We start from the raw sequence: 16,127 nt of genomic DNA, 5'->3' as shown, positions 1-16,127 counted from the left end.
CCTTAGTTATTCATCCCTAGATTTGAAATCGAGGGCTTTCTAACTGGATCACCATCAGAATTTTTCATAATTCTATCCTAATCTTAATCTGGTGTTACAATCGTGCTTACAAGTTTTCTTTATTCCTTCTCTGGGAATCCCTTAAGCCTTACCAGCACTACCAAACAATCTGATTTTTTCTGCAATTATCTTTTCCATTTCTGCAGTAACTGCTTTTTGGCAATCTAAGAGATCAGTTTTGGAGTCTGTTTGTCCATACTCTCGCCAGAATTCGAGATACTTTTTCCGCACCTCGCTATTGACATTAAACTTACAGACACCTAATTCAATTGACTGATGAATCATATTAGCTGGTAAACCTGATGCACCGTGTAACACCAAAGGAATCTCAACTTGCTGACGAATTTTAGCGAGGCGATCAAAATCTAATTTGGGTTCCCCATGATACTTACCATGAACATTACCAATAGTGACAGCCAAAAAATCAACCCCTGATTTAGCCACAAATTCCTTTGCCTGTTCAGGATCAGTCATTTTTGCTTCTTTTTCAGAAACCGTCATTCCATCTTCTGTACCGCTAATCCTTCCAATTTCTGCCTCTACTGTTGCCCCTTTAGCGTGGGCGATATCAGTCATCTCACGAGTAAAAGTAAGGTTCTCTTGAAAAGGAAGAGTAGAACCATCAGCTAAAACCGATTGCACTCCCGCTTCTAACACTGTTTTAATCGTAGCATTATTATCACAATGATCTAAGTGGACTGACATTGGGACTTTTGCTGAGTTGGCAGCCTCTAGAAACATAGCAATTAGAGAAGAACCACCGTAATCTAGGACATGAGGTAAAATTTGCAGTATGGCTGGGCTATTTTCAGCTTCCGCTGCCTTGACAACTGCTTTGACCCCTTCGAGGTTATACATATTGAAAGCGCCAACAGCATAGGAATGTTTTTGGGCGACTTCTAAAAGTTCTTTTGTGGAAGTAAGCATTTTTTTGAAGTGCTTTTAAGTTCATTATGTTGTTCTAATATATCGATTATTGAGAAGATATGAAAATTACAAATTCCTACACTTCCAGTTAGACGTAACAATCGTTTGGGAAAATTGGTATTAGTAATAGTGATGAGATAACGAGAGCTGCGATGAAGATTGGAATTTTAACAGGTGGTGGCGATTGTCCCGGTCTTAACGCTGTAATTCGCGCTGTGGCAAAGAGTTTGATCCTAGAATGTGATGCTGAGGTGTTGGGGTTTAAGCAGGGCTTTTTGGGGATGATTGAAAATAAATATCGTCAATTAGAATATGACGATGTCAGTGGCATTTTGACCATCGGAGGGACGATTTTAGGGACTCATAATAAAGCTAACCCTTTTGCCTATTTTGCCGCTAATGGCGCTGATGTGTCCGATCAAGTGATGGAAAACTACCATCAATTAGGTCTTGATGCGGTGGTTATCATTGGTGGAGATGGAACCATGAGTATTGCTCATAAATTAGCACAGAAGGGGATGCCTGTGGTTGGTGTTCCTAAGACTATTGATAATGATCTGATGCACACAGATCGAACCTTTGGATTTGATACTGCCGTCTCTATTGCCACTGAAGCTGTTTCTCGCCTACAAACCATTGGAGAAAGTCACGGTCGAGTAATGATTTTAGAAACAATGGGGCGATACACTGGCTGGATTGCTTTACATACGGGCATTGCTGGAGGAGCCGATATTATTTTAATCCCCGAATTACCTTTTGAAATTGAAGAAGTCGCTGAAATTTGCCGAGCGCGAGAAGCAGAACAAAAATTTACTGTGATTGTGATTGGAGAAGGGGCAAAGGTTAAAGATGGGGAATTAGTGGTACGAGAGACAATTGATGACAGCCCTGATCCGGTGCGACTTGGGGGGATTGGAAATTATCTTAAGCAGCAACTAGAACCACATATTAATAGTGAGATTCGTAGTACGGTCTTAGGTCATATCCAACGTGGAGGGACACCAACTGCTTTTGATCGCATTTTATCAACCAATTTTGGTATTTATGCCGCCTGTTTAGTTGCCTCTGGCAAGTTTGGGCAGATGGTCGCGATTCAGGATGGAAAGTTAACAAGTGTTGATCTAGAAAAAGTTGCTAATCAAACTCGCTATGTGTCACCAGATTGTTTGATGGTGCAAGCAGCTTTAGCTGTGGGATCATCTTTGGGACAAAAGAATCTAAAAACTGATTTTTCCCAATTGGATAGCAACTTAACTATTTAAGTCATTGCTATGAATGGTTATTCTTTAATCAAAGAGTTATTAGAACTTAAGAACCAGAAAAGTTTAGTAAAATAGAAAAGGTATCATTTGTTTCTTTTAAGTCGTTGCCAAAACTGTCTTCGCCAAACTCAAAAATACGACGCTCCCACTGTAAAACCAAGTTTCTAAATAAGCCAGTGCGAGAAATTTGATATTCTGTATTTATGCCAATATTGTCGATATTTCTTTGGGGAATGAAGAAAGCATTAATCGCAGCGCGATCGCCTAATTTTAAGCCCACTCCTGCTCGAATTTGATTCCCTGTCGAATCCGGTAAAATATCAAATGGCTGAGTAACCAAGCCCAATGTGTCAAAAGTAGTGATAACTTTTTTCGAGATAATCCCCTATCCTAGCGCGATCGCGCCAAATTTTCCAACAACTATGGCAAGATCAGGAGAGTGAACCTACTTCTAATGCAGAAGATAGAGATATCAGTGACCATTGAATAAAATAATCTAAGTTTATGCCAACCAATGCAGAAACATTAGAGTTAGCAATCAGAGACACTGCTTCAATTGGAACTCAACTCCCCCAGATTCTACCGAATTGGATGGTGAATTTGGGAATAATTCCTAAAGATACAATTACGAATGCACAAAGAATTGGAAGTAAGGATCAGACCTATAAAACAGATGTCATCATTCACTTCCAACAATCTCCTGCTCTAAAAATTTCAGCTAAATTAAGCAATGCTGGCTATTATGGTAATTGGTATGGACACAAAAGATTAATTAAAGAGTTTGGACATGAAATTTTTCAGTCGATAACAGATCAAACAACTAAATGGGCTAATCAGTGGATTAATAATCCAAATGCTAATCTTTTTGTGGGAGTTAGTATTAGCTTTGGAGAAAGAACAGGAAATACATTCATTGACTTTTTAGAGGTTTTTGATGGCATACAAGAGTTAAAAAAAGTGATTGCTGGTTCAGGAGAAGGTGAAGGAGTGGCTAATTCGCTCTATATTTCTAGTGAAATTCCACAATCATTAGATGACCTTTTGAATAAACTTAAACCAATTGATCAAAAAATTCTTGAAACAAAGGCTCAAGAAATTAAAATTGTTTTTAGACCTGTCAATCCGAAAACTGAGAAAAGTAATCGCGGTAAAAATGTTTATACTCGTTTTCAACCTACAAAACCTCTTAATAATAAAAAAGAAATTCAGTCTATTGAAGAATTAAGAAAATTGGGGAATTTTGTTACAGTTGAACCCAATTCGATTAATCACAATCATATTTTAGATGATCTTAGGGATAATTACCAAATAATAATTACCAGAAAAGAGTAGTTATTTTTTGTCAGCTTATAGGTAAAGTAAGTTGAATTGGTTTAAATTGTTTTTGATTTAAATTCGTGGTAGCTGTTTTATTAAATAAATCTTTATAAATGATTTGCGCGATTGCGCTTGCTAAATTAACAGGAACAGCATTTCCTATCATCTTATACCCATTATTAACATAATCATAATCCAAAATAAAATCATCAGGAAAAGTTTGAATTCTTGCACATTCTCGCACCGACAATCTGCGGTAATTCTCAACGGAATTTTCATCAAAAACAAACTGATCTTTCCCAACTTTGATCATTTTATTAGCTTGGGGATGAATCGGTGCATGTCTTCCTCCAGCTTGAATGGTAAATGAGGGTTCTTTCCAACTGCGGACACGGTTGCGAGACATATAAATACTGGAAAAGCCACCAATCATATATTCATGATTCGGAATTAAGCATTCATCTCCTCGCGTTTTATTTTTTTCTTTTGCTGGAATTGCAGATAACCGTAAATCCCAGATCGCATCTTGTAAATTCGGAATATTATTTTGTGCTATCAATTGATTAAAATCGAATTGTTTACCAAGACGATGATGATAACCGATAAAGATAACCCGTTGCCGATCTTGGGGAACGTTATAAAATTTCGCATTTAGCAGTTTATAAACAACGTTATATCCTGATTCTTGAAAATAATCAAAAATTTCTTGAAAAGAGTTTCTATGCTTTTTGTGTAAGATACCCGAGACATTTTCCGCTAAAAAAAAGTCAGGTTGTTTATCCTTTAATACCCGAATATATTCTAAAAATAACCGACCGCGATCATCGTAAATCCCTCTTTGCTTTCCTCCCTCGCTCCAACTTTGACAAGGAGGGCCCCCGATAATTCCCACACACTCTGGAATATCTTTAGAGGCAATTTCTTTAATATCTCGTTGATCTAAAATTGTATCTTGATGGTTAATTTTATAAGTTGAGCAAATTGTTGGATCATACTCATTTGCCCATACCACTTGAAAACCTGCTTGATGAAAACCAAGGTCTAATCCACCGCAACCTGAAAATAAAGAGATAATCTGCATTTTTAAAAGTCATTGCTATTTCTTTCTATATTAAAACACATTTTTAATACTAAAATCAATTAATAAACTCACTTTTATATATTTAAAATAATTATAATCGTATAAAATAGGAGAAATTTCCATTTAAAATAGACTTTTTCGTGGTGTAAAATAAAAGGAAACCTAATGATGTCATGGCAAATATTTAGATCATGAGTGATCAGTCCTTTCGAGAGAATTTCCTAGCGCGATTGCGCCAAATGCGCACCGAATCAAAGATTCGATCGCGCCAACTTTTCCAACAACTTTGGCAAGATAAAGAAACTGGATCGACTTCTAACGCAGAAGATAGTAATTTACACTTTTTAGAGGAAAATCATGCTCTGTTATTACCCCAGCAATCTTTTCTAGAACCCTCTGATGCAACTAATCTTTTCCCCTTAAAAACCCGAACAGTTGAACTTATTTTAAGACAAATTAATCTCTTTTATCTTCCTCAACGCTTAGAAAACTTACTCTCTTATTGTGACCCCTTTACTGCTGTCGCCACCTTTCTCAATGCGCTTAATTTTTCTTATGAAGACTTACTCAAAAACCAGCATCAGCAAAAGCTATGTCAAAGTATTTTCCGAGAGTTCATGGAAATTGAACAAGGGTATAAGCTAGAATCAGTAGCGATTAACGATCTACCCCTTTATGAAGCAGCTGCTACCCATGATTTAGAAAACTTCCATCAAACTGCTTTTGCCTTCAAACGCGCCCTTGATGTTATTGATATTCTTGAACAGGTGCAACCCCGTAATTATCAAAAGCAGCAAAACCAATTACGTCAATTTTGGCATCAGAAGCAAGTGAAGGAGTTAGAAAAGATGATCGAAAAATTAAACGCTTAAAACAACTTCCATGCTGTAATTGCAATTAGGACTAACCCATGAATCCCATTACTTCCCCTGTTCGTTGGACAATTAACGATTTAGATGCACTTCCCGAAAACGAGGAGATTTATCGTGAAATTATTGCTGGAGAATTATTTGTGACTCGCGCCCCTCATTGGAAACATCAGCACATTATAACTAATATAAGTGCCATACTTCATGATTGGTCTAAGAGACATGGAGGGTTTGTCATTGCTTCTCCGGGTATTATCTCTTCGCAAGTAGATAGTGTGATTCCAGACTTGATTTGGGTGAGTGACCAGCGACTCAAAAAAATCGAAGATCAAGGAGGTCATTTTACGGGGTTTCCTGAGTTAGTGATTGAAGTTTTGTCTGCTGGAGAACAAAATATTTATCGGGATAAACAAGCGAAATTAAAACTCTATTCCCAAGGTAGCGTTCAAGAGTATTGGATTGTGGATCGCTTTAATCAGCAATTAGAAGTTTACCGTCAAGAAAGAGGACAACTAATGTTTTTTAAGACTTTAAAAGAAACCGATCAACTCACCTCCCCTTTATTACCAGAATTTTGTTTATCTGTTTCCGAAATATTTAGCCAATAAGTTTCATGGCGTAATCAAAGTGCCAATTAAATGATCTCTCCCCTTACCAGTAAGAAATCATGATTAATCGCAAAAAAGAGAATTAAACTTTTAGAATAATGCAGTATCAAAAATCCAGTTTAGCTGCCTTTACCTTTATTTATGTCTTAGGAATTATTCTAGGCATGATTATTGCCATTAGTCAAGTTTTTCCCACAGAAGTTTTATTAATCGTCGGTTTATCTCATTTACTAATTTTGGTTGTCTGGGGATTTTTCTTAATTCCACAATCTATGAAAGAAGAAGCTGGTAACCGCATTCAAACGGCGGGCTATCTTCATACCCTGATTGGTTTTGCTTCGGCACTAATTTTATTAGGAACAGGTGATTTTGACCAAGCACAACTCAATGAAGTGCTTTTTCCTCTCGGAAGTGCTTTATCTACCAGTATTGTTGGTTGGCTACTAGGGGGAGAAATTTCTAGTTTAGGGGAAAATTATGAGAAGAAAATTGTGCGCTCTGAGTTTCAGCAATTAGTGGATGAAATTAAAGAGTTTACAGGGGCAATTCAAGAAATTCATAGCGCTTATTTAAGTACGATGACCCAAGTTTATAGCAGTTATCGTCAATTACAAGAGGAGCAAGAAAATCTTTTAAGGAAACATCAAGATATTCAATATAAAATTATGGAAGAAACTCAAAACTTCCATCAACAATTAGTTAATACAAATAGCCAAGCTAGTCAAGAATTAAATCAACTATTTAGCCAATCTCTTGATCAATTACAACGGTTAGAAGAACTATTATCGCGTACTACTAATGATATGAAAACGCTAGAACCTGTTTTAGATAGCTTTTCCGATCTCAAAAATAATAGTGATTTAGCTACTAACAATTTATCAGAAGTTGCTCAGGCTTCCCGCCGTACAGCCCAATATCTCAATGAATCACGAGCTTTAATTACTGAATTAGAAAAGTTATTAGACTATATTGCTTCAATTAAAAATTCTTAGGTTATCTGATTATGAATCCGAAAACTTTAAAATACTCCGAAATTTTTTCTTTTCTTGCTTTTATTTTTGTTATCTTTTTTGTTCTGGTACGCCTTGATTTATTGCAAACCGAGCGCGTGGCAAGTCAAGTGCCAGAATTAGAAGAGGAGTTAGCTGATGCAGAAGAAAAAGCTGATCAACTCTTAAGTACAGAAGAAGAATTAGCAGCAGCCGAAGAAAGAATTACAGAATTAGAAGACGAACTTGAGGAATTTGCTGATTTGGAAGAAGAACTAGAAGAAGCCCAAGCGGTAATTGAGCAAACACCAGAAGCGCCCCCTTTAATTGTCTTATCTGAACGGGAACAAACTTATCGGTTTCCTGTGGGTTCAGCCGAGATTTCTGACTCTTTTCAAGAGGCTCTCGATGACGAGATTATTCCTATGTTAGAAGAAGAAAGTGAGCGTTGCAATTGCGACACGATAGAAATAATTGGTCACACGGATAATTTACCCGTTGGAAGTGGACGCTCAAATTTAGATGATGAATTAATTGCAGCGTTTGGACAAGAAGAACATGAAACTTTAGTGCCGGGAAGTAATCTTGATTTAGGAATGATGCGAGCTTTATCTATTGTAAGTTATCTTAAACAAGCACAGGAAGATGGGGCTTTAGAAGAAATTGAATATTTCCTTCCCTATTCGGCGGGTCAAATGTTAAATCCTGATTATACCTTGGATACTTCCACCGAAACCACTGATGATGAGCGTCGCCGTCGCATTGAAATGCGTTTGTTACAGTCTAGTGCCTGGAATCAGGAAATTAATAATAATGACCGCTAAAAGAAAAATGATGGTATAGTCAGGCAAGCAAGTGAAGCAGTTGGGGGATTCCCCTATGGATGGAGATTGGAAAGGTTTAGATGCAGTCGCGATCGCGCAGGCAATTCGTCATCATCAAACTACAGCAACTGAGATCGTCCAAGCTACCTTGGATCGCATTGAACAAGAAAATCCCTCTCGGAATTGTTTTACTACTATTACTCGGCAGTCTGCTCAAACCGAAGCACAAGCCATTGACAGACATATTGAGCAAGGCAATCCGTTGGGAATTTTAACAGGAGTCCCTTTTGCTGCAAAAAATTTATTTGATATTGCTGGTATTACCACCCTAGCTGGGGCAAAAATTAATGCTGATAATCCACCGGCGAAAAAAGATGCAACCGCGATCGCGCGTTTAAAGCAAGCTGGGGGCGTTTTAGTGGGCGCATTAAATATGGATGAATACGCCTATGGCTTTGTTACAGAAAACTCTCACTATGGGGTAACCCCCAATCCTCATGATCCCTCTCGCACCGCTGGAGGCTCTTCTGGGGCTTCTGCAGCGGCGGTGGCTTCAGGGTTAACCCCTTTAGCATTAGGATCAGATACTAATGGCTCTGTGCGGGTTCCAGCAGCGTTATGTGGCGTGTATGGGCTAAAACCCACCTATGGGCGACTCTCGCGGGCGGGAACAGTGTTATTAAGTGATAGTCTGGATCAAATTGGGATTTTTGCGCGATCGGTGCGAGATTTAGCCACGGTTATGGATTTACTACAAGGGGAGGATATCACCGATCCAGTTTCTACCCGTCATCCCCCCGAACCTTGTCTTCCGCAGTTAAATCTAGGGATTCAAGATGTACGAGTTGCTATTGCTGATGGTTATTTTGCACAAGGGGCGGAACCCGAAGCACTTAGGGCTGTGGAAAAAATTGCTGATATTTTAAACACCTCAAAACGAGTGACGATTCCAGAGTCTGATCGGGCGAAAGCTGCTGCTTATTTAATTACTGCAACAGAAGGGGCTTCCCAACATTTAGCTGCCTTAAAATCTCGTCCCCAAGACTTTGATCCAGCAACGCGCGATCGGTTTTTTGCAGGGGCTTTAATGCCAAGTCAATGGTATCATCAAGCCCAAAAATTTCGCAGTTGGTACCGCCAGCAGTTACGGCGATTGTTTCAACAGTTTGATATTATCCTTGCACCGACAACTCCTTGTGTTGCGCCCAAGTCGGGAGAAAAAACCATTACCATCGCAGGGGAAACGGTGGAAGTGCGCCCTCATTTAGGACGATTTACCCAGCCTATTTCTTTTGTTGGCTTACCTGTGTTATCCGTTCCCATTTATGGGATAGCTAATTTACCTTTAGGAGTCCAAATTATTACCTCTCCCTATAATGAAGCCTTATTATTAAGGTTGGCGAAGGTTTTAGAGAAAGAAGGCGTGATTAATCAGTGATAAGATGAGAATTAAATAGAAACGGATTCAAGAACGAGGAAAACACTGTGACAGTCAGAGTGCGAATTGCACCGAGTCCCACGGGAAATTTACATATTGGAACCGCTCGTACTGCGGTGTTTAATTGGCTTTTTGCTCGCCATCATAATGGAACTTTTATTATCCGAGTGGAAGATACTGACCAAGCGCGATCGCGCCCTGAATATACCCAGAATATCAAAGATGGACTCAGTTGGCTCGGACTAAACTGGGATGAAGGCCCCTATTTTCAAACGGAACGGATGCACCTCTACAAGCAAGCCGTCCAAACTCTCCTCGACAAAGGCTATGCTTACCGTTGCTATACCACAGAAGAAGAATTAAATCAACTCCGAGAATCACAAAAAGCCCGTAATCAAGCTCCCCGCTACGACAACCGCCACCGTAATCTCACCCCAGAACAAGAAAAAGCGTTTGAAGCAGAAGGAAGAAAGCCAGTGATTCGCTTTAAAATTGACGATAATCGCGAAATCTTCTGGAAAGATCACATTCGGGGAATGCTAACCTGGAAAGGAAGCGACCTTGGCGGGGATATGGTCATCGCACGGGCAAGTAGTCGTGAAGACTTAGGACAACCCCTATATAACCTTGCGGTAGTCGTTGATGATATGGACATGGATATTAGCCATGTGATTCGCGGTGAAGATCATATTGCTAATACGGCTAAACAAATTCTCCTTTACGAAGCCCTCGGGGGAACAATTCCTGAGTTTGCCCATACTCCTTTAATCTTAAATGAACAAGGACAAAAACTCTCCAAACGGGATAATGTTACTGCCATTTCTGATTTTTATAAAATGGGCTTTGTTCCCGAAGCGATGGCAAATTATATGACGCTACTGGGTTGGACTCCTCCTGACTCCACACAAGAGTTATTTACCCTAGATGAAGCCGCAAAAACCTTTAGCTTAGATCGGGTTAGTAAATCCGCTGCGAAATTTGACTGGTCAAAACTGGATTGGATTAATAGCCAGTATATCCATAATATGGAAACAACACGACTCTTAGAAATGCTTGTTCCTTTCTGGGAGGGTGCTGGCTATAAGGTTGACTTAGAAAATAATCGTGCTTGGTTAGAACAAGTTACTGCGCTCATTGCTCCTAGTTTAACTCGTCTCACCGAAGCGGTAGAACAAACCCAAGTCTTCTTCCAAGATACTGTAGAATTTAACGAAGAAGCGCGATCGCAACTACAGCAAGAGGGCGTTAAGCCTGTTATTCAAGCTATTGCTGAGGCGTTGAAGCAAGATCCTCAACTCAGCGAAGACAAAGCAAAAGCGTTAATTAAAACTGTCACCAAGGAACAAGGGGTGAAAAAAGGTTTAGTGATGCGATCTTTACGCGCTGCCTTAACAGGAGAAGTAAAAGGACATGACTTAATGCAATCATGGCTATTATTAAATCAAAAAGGCGTTGATCAGCGTCGGTTAGAACAAGCCCTAAATTATTCCTCTTAGTGATCATCACTGTGTTTATGAATTGTGGGAGGGAGGATCTCAATTGGCATCCTCATCGAAATTAACTTGAGGATGGAATTGCTTCAAGATTTCAGGAAATCCTCCCTGCACTAGTTTCATTCTCCATATCTATCAATCTAGTTCTAGATCACTTTCGGCAGTTTCTTCTCCTCTAGCGTTACTCATTCGATATAATAGCTTGTACAGATATTTTTGTATCAAAAGGACTTAAGGCGTAAATACATTTAATCCCTGAGTGATCACTTCAAATTTAGCAGGAGTTTTGGTAATAATTTCACCATCAGTGTTAATAGAATGAGGCTTTCTGGTTTCAATTAAAAATTCTTTTCCTTCTAAGAGGCGAACTTTATTTTGAGGATAACGTCCTAGCCAAAAACTAGGGAGTAAATTAATGATTTCCCACCAATGTTTAGTTTCTAAACTGTATAAATCTAATCGTTGATCATGAATTTCTGCATCGTGGGTAATTGTCATTCCACCGCCATAAAAGCGACCGTTACCAATAGCAATTTGTACAGTTTTTACTTTAATAACTTTTCCTTGATGATGAATTTTTGCAGAAAAAGGACGTGATCTTAAGAGAACTTTGCAAGCAGTGACTGCATAAGCAAGGACTCCCCAGCGACGTTTAACGTTTTTTGTTAGTTGGTTGGTAATGGCGACACTTAAACCAATGCTAGCAACATTAAAAAAGTATTGATCGTTGACTTTGCCCACATCAATCATTTGTTTTTTTCCCTGAGCAATAATTTCACAGGCTTTTTGTAAGTTAAAGGGAATGTCTAAAGTGCGTGCTAAATCATTGGCAGTGCCAAGGGGAATAATTCCTAAGGGAAGCTGAGTTTCTAAAAGAGGCGTGATCGCGCTATTGAATGTTCCGTCGCCACCGCCAATAATCACAAAATCAACTTCTTTATGGTGATGATGAATTAATTGTGGAATCTGTTGCGGATGTTCACTGCTTTTGGTTAGTAATTGAATTCCTAATTCTTCTAAATAAGACTGTATGCGGTGAAAATTTTGCTTTCCTTGACGAGAATGAAGATTAATTAGTAATAAGGCGGAAGCCATAGACTGAAACTCATTTCAAATTAGAGATAGTTTGGATTTAGATCGGGTTTTCGGCACAATGGCATACAGCCATAGGAATTTTTTAGTGGTAGATTAATTCTTAAAATCTTGATAATAATTCTTCTATACTCGCATTAGGGGAGAGAAAAGAAAAGAGATGTTTGTAACGTAAAATCCCTTCTTGATCTAACACAAATTGAGCAGGTAGGGGCGCACCTAAAGCCTGACCAACACCATATTTTTTAAACACGCTACAAGTGGGGTTACTCAGGAGGGGAAATTTAAGACTTAAATCGCTCACTACTTGTTTACTTTGACTGACATCGGTGCTAGTTATCATTAATAATTCGATGCCTTTTTCCGTAAATTCTTCGTAGCGTTTGTTTAATTCCACAATATGAGGATAACAAAGGGGACAATATTGTTTTTCAGTAAAAATGCGAGTAAAAGCTAAAATGACAGGTTTTTGTTCGCGATAGTCGTTTAATTTAATTTGCTGATCGTTGGCAACATCAGGTAGCTCAAAATTAGGGGTTTTTAAGCCTACAATCAGGGGACTACTGGCTGGAATCGGAAAGAAGTTGTTTAAAAAACGCTTATTGAATAAACCGCTAAAATCAGTGGAGGTTAACATGGTTACTTATTAGAAAAATTCGGCATATTTCTATTGTAATGGCGAACTTTCTCTAAGGATCATTGAAAGTAGTTTCAGATTAGGTCTGTGATCGTTGATTTATCCTCATCACTTAAGCCAAACATCTTATAAACTGCATTGTCGATTTGATCGAGTACAGCTAAAAAGTCTCTAACATTAGGATTATATGATCGTTCCGGTCGATCCCAACTTAGATTAAGCCATTTCTTTAGGGGATTCGATTGAGTCATTATTATAGATTATTTTTACTAGCAAAGCCTATTTAAATTGTATTTGGTCTGTATTGTTAACGAGTTATCCCCCCAACCCCCCTTCTTAATAAAGGGGGGCGAAGGCTGATTGAGTGTCACTTGACTTTTTAGAAATGGTATTAATTACGCTTTAAAACCCAAATTTCGAGGAGTGACCATTCCTCACCGGGATAGTTTTCTTGTTCAAGGGCAGACATCCGACGGTGACGGGTGGCGGTACTGCCCACAAAGCTAAGATGTTCGAGTAAGATGCGTTTGGTGGCATCCGCTTTTTCTAAGCCAAATGGGTTGAGGAAGTTAACCAGACAGTAGCCTTCCCGAGGGGAGTTGGCAAAGGCGGCAATGAGTTCTTTAATGGCGCTTTCTTCAAGATATACTAGGGATGCAGTAGAAACGAGAATGTCTGCATCTGTCATAGTTTTTAAGACTTGTTCTTTTTTATCAGCAGGGGGCTGATTTAAGTCGGCCTGGATGGTTTGATCGAAAATTCCTGCTTTTTTGGTGTAGTCTAGAGCATTTTGGGAAATATCAATGCCAGTGGTTTGTAGGTTTAGCCGACGCGGTTTGAGAGGGGTATTTGCGGTTGCGGCATCTTTCCAGTTTTCCCGAATTTCCTCTACGGTCATATTATGCGCGATCGCGAGGGTGGTATTCCCAAAACAGCAACATAAGTCAACATAAGGAATGGGTTTCCCCTGTTGCTTTTCACACCAAGGAAGGATTAGGCGATCAAAGGTTTGGCGGTTGTTATTGTCGGAAATATAGTCTAAAGCATCAATAATACGCTCTTTAAATGGAACCGGTGTGGATTCCATGTAGATATCATCAAAATGCTGTTTCTTTTCGTCGGTTTTAACACCAGATTCTTGACTCATAGTTATCCCACTTAATTACTAAACATCGCAACCATACCTGATTAAGCGTCCTTGTGGCAAATTCTATGGACTGGGTGGTTGAGGTTGCTTTTAAAATTGCGCAAGCTAGATGTTTGGTCGCCCGAATTAGGAATTAACCCCCGACCTGAAACCCTCAAAAAAATGAAAAAATTTTTTATCTCCTCTTGAGGAGAATATTTTGGGCTTCCCTTATGTCTAAACACTATTAGAACAAATTTCGTTAGCGATAGCAAGTCTTAACATTGATGCCAAGGCATGGTGGCTAAGGGGGTTAAACTCCACAGAAGTGAACTCCCCAAAGGAAACAAGGGAGGGGTGAAAACGTCTTCTTGATTGATTAAGGCTTCAATCCTTTCTTCAAGACGGCTTTGGGTGGCAGTACAACTTAAGGCAGCATGATCTACTTTCGGATTACTCAGGCTAAATTGGGCGACGGTAATTAATGATTCAGCCAATAACAGAGGATCAACGGTTTCTGTGGCTTTCCAGTCGGCACGAAGTTCTCGCAGTGACAGCAATTCTTCCCATAAGAGACGACTATTAGGAAGCCAAGCCGTGCTTCGATAAACCCAACCTAACCATAAAAACCAAAAGGTGTCTCGGTAGTAATAATGGGCTTTTTCATGGGCGATGACTGCTTGCAGATGATCGTCATCAAGGGCGGTTAATAAGCCTTCACTGATGACAAGTTGAGAATGCCATCCCCCGACTTGGGCGCTGTAGGGAAGTGAGATGGGGAGAAGTTTGGCGGTTGTTCCTGAAAGGGTGGTGACGGGGTAAGATTGGAGTTTGAGGCGCGATCGCGCTTGCTGATAAAATTGCCAAAGAAGGGTAACACTGGCAATCAGTAGGAATAACGCACTTAGCCCATAACTAATCCAGCCTGTTTCCATGCCAAACATTTGCCCTTGGATGCCCATTCCTAAAACTGCCATAGCTGTCATTAAAAGTAACAGTGGGGGAAAAAGAAAATAAAAGAGACTCTTTTGCCAGCGTTGGGGATAGCTAGTGGGTTGAGGTTGCCAAAGCCAACGGATGAGTAAAGCACTACTCAGAGCCATTAAAATCATGACTGTGTGCATTATGATTCCTCCTCTTGGCGTAGGGTTTTTAACCGTTGCGCGATCGCGTCAAGCTGTTCTAGGCTAGTAACATCTAAGCTATCGGCAAAGGAAGCCACTAAATCAGGGTCACTAACCGCTAAAAACTGATTTAATTGTTCATAAGCTCTGAGGGCTTTTGCTTCTTCTTTCGAGAGAGTGGGTTGCCAATAGTAAACCCGATTGCTTTTATCACAGGTTAACCACCCCTTCTTTGTCAAGCGTTGTAAAACTTTTGTTACAGAGGTATAGGCGAGTTCTCGGTCAGGATCCCTTAAAATCCTTTCATGAATGGCTTTAACGCTTGCAGAGCCTAATTCCCAAACGATTTCTAATATTTCTTCTTCTAAGGGCCCCAAAGTGAGTTTTTTCGGGCGTTCATTGGGTAGAGGAGTCATAATGGGCGGTTGCTTAGGAAATAACTAGCGCGATCGTATCATAGGTAAACTGCTATTATACTTAATCCGTGTCGTAATTGGGGCAATTGTATGGCGATTATTGCAGTTAGAGCATGGTATTTAGAAGAATACGAGCCAATTCGGGAGGTATTGAAACGTCCTCACGATCTACGCCTGAGTAAAAATAGCTTATTAAAGTCAGGGTTAAGAGCCGATTTTTTAGATGAAAAAGAGAGTGTGGAACAGGCGCAATGGTTTCAACGCTATCTAGAGGGAGAGACAGTGGAATTTTATGTGGAAGGAAGTGGTGGCTATTACATTGCCAACATTGATCTCATTTCCCAAGAGATTTATTTCATTAAACAGGATATTAATGCTTGGTTAGACCCCATTATTTATTTCTCTTATCAGAAGGAATATGGCCTTGCCTATGAAGCGTTGCAAGAAGCATTAGAAGAAGTCATTAATGATTTTAATCGTAGAGCGCGGATTCCGCTTAGTATCGAATACTCCGCCCGTCCAAAAGATGATCCCTTACGCCTTAGCAATCGGCAATTACGGCAAATTCAGAAAAGTTTAGTGTTTATTGCTGATGGCACTGCCTTGGCTCAAATTCCGGGGGATGAGAAAGCCATGTTACTTCCTAGTCCCACTGTTAGTTTAGAATTAGGGTATGCGCTGCAATGTAAACGGCGGGAAGAAATCTTACTAACGCAGATGGAACGTTGGGAAGGGCGTTATCCTTTTGATTTGCCTCATCCACAACAACTCCTGTTTGAAGGAGAACGGGATTTAAAACAAACCCTGCCACAAGTGTTAGAAATGTTATTACAACGCTACAATTTATTGTGATTCTTACTTGCG

Annotated in this window: 17 protein-coding genes; 9 read left to right on the top strand and 8 right to left on the bottom strand. The window is 39.6% G+C overall.

Annotation, left to right across the window (positions count from 1 at the left end; genetic code table 11):
• Positions 1-141 precede the first annotated feature (141 nt).
• On the bottom strand, positions 142-987 hold the full coding sequence (locus FRE64_RS16290) for a class II fructose-bisphosphate aldolase (RefSeq protein ID WP_146297197.1): 846 nt from the start codon (positions 985-987) through the stop codon (positions 142-144).
• 152 nt (positions 988-1,139) lie between these two features.
• Between FRE64_RS16290 and FRE64_RS16285 the strand changes: the two genes are divergently transcribed.
• On the top strand, positions 1,140-2,249 hold the full coding sequence (locus FRE64_RS16285; protein ID WP_146297196.1) for a 6-phosphofructokinase: 1,110 nt from the start codon (positions 1,140-1,142) through the stop codon (positions 2,247-2,249).
• 46 nt (positions 2,250-2,295) lie between these two features.
• On the opposite strand, the gene FRE64_RS16280 is transcribed toward FRE64_RS16285, so the two are convergent.
• Positions 2,296-2,589 (bottom strand): hypothetical protein, encoded by a 294-nt coding sequence (locus FRE64_RS16280; protein ID WP_146297195.1) that lies wholly within the window; start codon positions 2,587-2,589, stop codon positions 2,296-2,298.
• Between the two features lie 164 nt (positions 2,590-2,753).
• Between FRE64_RS16280 and FRE64_RS16275 the strand changes: the two genes are divergently transcribed.
• Positions 2,754-3,581, top strand: coding sequence for a hypothetical protein (locus FRE64_RS16275; protein WP_146297194.1), 828 nt, complete (start codon positions 2,754-2,756; stop codon positions 3,579-3,581).
• Positions 3,582-3,591: 10 nt separating this feature from the next.
• On the opposite strand, the gene FRE64_RS16270 is transcribed toward FRE64_RS16275, so the two are convergent.
• Positions 3,592-4,647: a DNA cytosine methyltransferase gene (locus tag FRE64_RS16270; protein ID WP_146297193.1), complete on the bottom strand. Its 1,056-nt coding sequence runs from the start codon at positions 4,645-4,647 to the stop codon at positions 3,592-3,594.
• Between the two features lie 191 nt (positions 4,648-4,838).
• Between FRE64_RS16270 and FRE64_RS16265 the strand changes: the two genes are divergently transcribed.
• The 6 genes from FRE64_RS16265 (at position 4,839) to gltX (ending at position 10,871) form a co-directional block, all read left to right on the top strand.
• Positions 4,839-5,519: a hypothetical protein gene (locus FRE64_RS16265; protein WP_146297192.1), complete on the top strand. Its 681-nt coding sequence runs from the start codon at positions 4,839-4,841 to the stop codon at positions 5,517-5,519.
• 38 nt (positions 5,520-5,557) lie between these two features.
• Positions 5,558-6,124 carry a Uma2 family endonuclease gene (locus FRE64_RS16260; RefSeq protein ID WP_146297191.1) on the top strand — a complete coding sequence of 189 codons (567 nt, stop codon included), beginning with the start codon at positions 5,558-5,560 and terminating at the stop codon, positions 6,122-6,124.
• 98 nt (positions 6,125-6,222) lie between these two features.
• A complete protein-coding gene (locus FRE64_RS16255; RefSeq protein WP_146297190.1) occupies positions 6,223-7,116 on the top strand; it encodes a hypothetical protein in 894 nt (297 codons plus the stop codon).
• A gap of 11 nt (positions 7,117-7,127) precedes the next feature.
• Positions 7,128-7,937, top strand: coding sequence for an OmpA family protein (locus FRE64_RS16250; protein WP_146297189.1), 810 nt, complete (start codon positions 7,128-7,130; stop codon positions 7,935-7,937).
• Between the two features lie 55 nt (positions 7,938-7,992).
• Positions 7,993-9,375 carry an AtzE family amidohydrolase gene (locus FRE64_RS16245; RefSeq protein WP_146297188.1) on the top strand — a complete coding sequence of 461 codons (1,383 nt, stop codon included), beginning with the start codon at positions 7,993-7,995 and terminating at the stop codon, positions 9,373-9,375.
• Positions 9,376-9,422: 47 nt separating this feature from the next.
• Entirely contained in the window at positions 9,423-10,871 is a 1,449-nt protein-coding gene (gltX, locus tag FRE64_RS16240; RefSeq protein WP_146297187.1) for a glutamate--tRNA ligase, read from the top strand.
• Positions 10,872-11,099: 228 nt separating this feature from the next.
• Here the strand turns inward: gltX and FRE64_RS16235 are convergent, their stop codons facing one another.
• From FRE64_RS16235 to FRE64_RS16215, 5 genes are all read right to left on the bottom strand, one after another.
• Positions 11,100-11,963 (bottom strand): lipid kinase, encoded by an 864-nt coding sequence (locus FRE64_RS16235; protein WP_146297186.1) that lies wholly within the window; start codon positions 11,961-11,963, stop codon positions 11,100-11,102.
• Positions 11,964-12,063: 100 nt separating this feature from the next.
• Positions 12,064-12,597, bottom strand: coding sequence for a peroxiredoxin family protein (locus tag FRE64_RS16230; protein ID WP_146297185.1), 534 nt, complete (start codon positions 12,595-12,597; stop codon positions 12,064-12,066).
• A gap of 391 nt (positions 12,598-12,988) precedes the next feature.
• Positions 12,989-13,744, bottom strand: coding sequence for a class I SAM-dependent methyltransferase (locus tag FRE64_RS16225; protein WP_146297184.1), 756 nt, complete (start codon positions 13,742-13,744; stop codon positions 12,989-12,991).
• A gap of 257 nt (positions 13,745-14,001) precedes the next feature.
• A complete protein-coding gene (locus FRE64_RS16220) occupies positions 14,002-14,847 on the bottom strand; it encodes a M56 family metallopeptidase (RefSeq protein WP_146297183.1) in 846 nt (281 codons plus the stop codon).
• Complete coding sequence (locus FRE64_RS16215; protein WP_146297182.1) at positions 14,847-15,263, bottom strand: BlaI/MecI/CopY family transcriptional regulator; 417 nt, start codon at positions 15,261-15,263, stop codon at positions 14,847-14,849. The genes FRE64_RS16220 and FRE64_RS16215 overlap by 1 nt, the downstream gene beginning before the upstream one ends.
• Positions 15,264-15,353: 90 nt before the next feature.
• Here FRE64_RS16215 and FRE64_RS16210 point away from each other — a divergent pair, with 90 nt between their 5' ends.
• Positions 15,354-16,115 (top strand): hypothetical protein, encoded by a 762-nt coding sequence (locus FRE64_RS16210; protein ID WP_146297181.1) that lies wholly within the window; start codon positions 15,354-15,356, stop codon positions 16,113-16,115.
• The last annotated feature ends 12 nt before the right edge of the window (positions 16,116-16,127 follow it).

This window comes from Euhalothece natronophila Z-M001 (genome assembly GCF_007904085.1).
Classification (GTDB): Bacteria; Cyanobacteriota; Cyanobacteriia; order Cyanobacteriales; family Rubidibacteraceae; genus Halothece; species Halothece natronophila.
This window is presented reverse-complemented; position numbering and strand designations above follow the sequence as displayed.

Bases quoted from the DNA above. Each gene is read 5' to 3' on its own strand.
- FRE64_RS16210 (WP_146297181.1), top strand. From the start codon at position 15,354: ATGGCGATTATTGCAGTTAGAGCATGGTATTTAGAAGAATACGAGCCA.
- FRE64_RS16250 (WP_146297189.1), top strand. From the start codon at position 7,128: ATGAATCCGAAAACTTTAAAATACTCCGAAATTTTTTCTTTTCTTGCT.
- FRE64_RS16225 (WP_146297184.1), bottom strand. From the start codon at position 13,744: ATGAGTCAAGAATCTGGTGTTAAAACCGACGAAAAGAAACAGCATTTT.
- FRE64_RS16265 (WP_146297192.1), top strand. From the start codon at position 4,839: ATGAGTGATCAGTCCTTTCGAGAGAATTTCCTAGCGCGATTGCGCCAA.
- FRE64_RS16220 (WP_146297183.1), bottom strand. From the start codon at position 14,847: ATGCACACAGTCATGATTTTAATGGCTCTGAGTAGTGCTTTACTCATC.
- FRE64_RS16275 (WP_146297194.1), top strand. From the start codon at position 2,754: ATGCCAACCAATGCAGAAACATTAGAGTTAGCAATCAGAGACACTGCT.
- FRE64_RS16230 (WP_146297185.1), bottom strand. From the start codon at position 12,597: ATGTTAACCTCCACTGATTTTAGCGGTTTATTCAATAAGCGTTTTTTA.
- FRE64_RS16255 (WP_146297190.1), top strand. From the start codon at position 6,223: ATGCAGTATCAAAAATCCAGTTTAGCTGCCTTTACCTTTATTTATGTC.
- FRE64_RS16270 (WP_146297193.1), bottom strand. From the start codon at position 4,647: ATGCAGATTATCTCTTTATTTTCAGGTTGCGGTGGATTAGACCTTGGT.
- FRE64_RS16290 (WP_146297197.1), bottom strand. From the start codon at position 987: ATGCTTACTTCCACAAAAGAACTTTTAGAAGTCGCCCAAAAACATTCC.
- FRE64_RS16235 (WP_146297186.1), bottom strand. From the start codon at position 11,963: ATGGCTTCCGCCTTATTACTAATTAATCTTCATTCTCGTCAAGGAAAG.
- FRE64_RS16245 (WP_146297188.1), top strand. From the start codon at position 7,993: ATGGATGGAGATTGGAAAGGTTTAGATGCAGTCGCGATCGCGCAGGCA.
- FRE64_RS16215 (WP_146297182.1), bottom strand. From the start codon at position 15,263: ATGACTCCTCTACCCAATGAACGCCCGAAAAAACTCACTTTGGGGCCC.
- FRE64_RS16285 (WP_146297196.1), top strand. From the start codon at position 1,140: ATGAAGATTGGAATTTTAACAGGTGGTGGCGATTGTCCCGGTCTTAAC.
- FRE64_RS16260 (WP_146297191.1), top strand. From the start codon at position 5,558: ATGAATCCCATTACTTCCCCTGTTCGTTGGACAATTAACGATTTAGAT.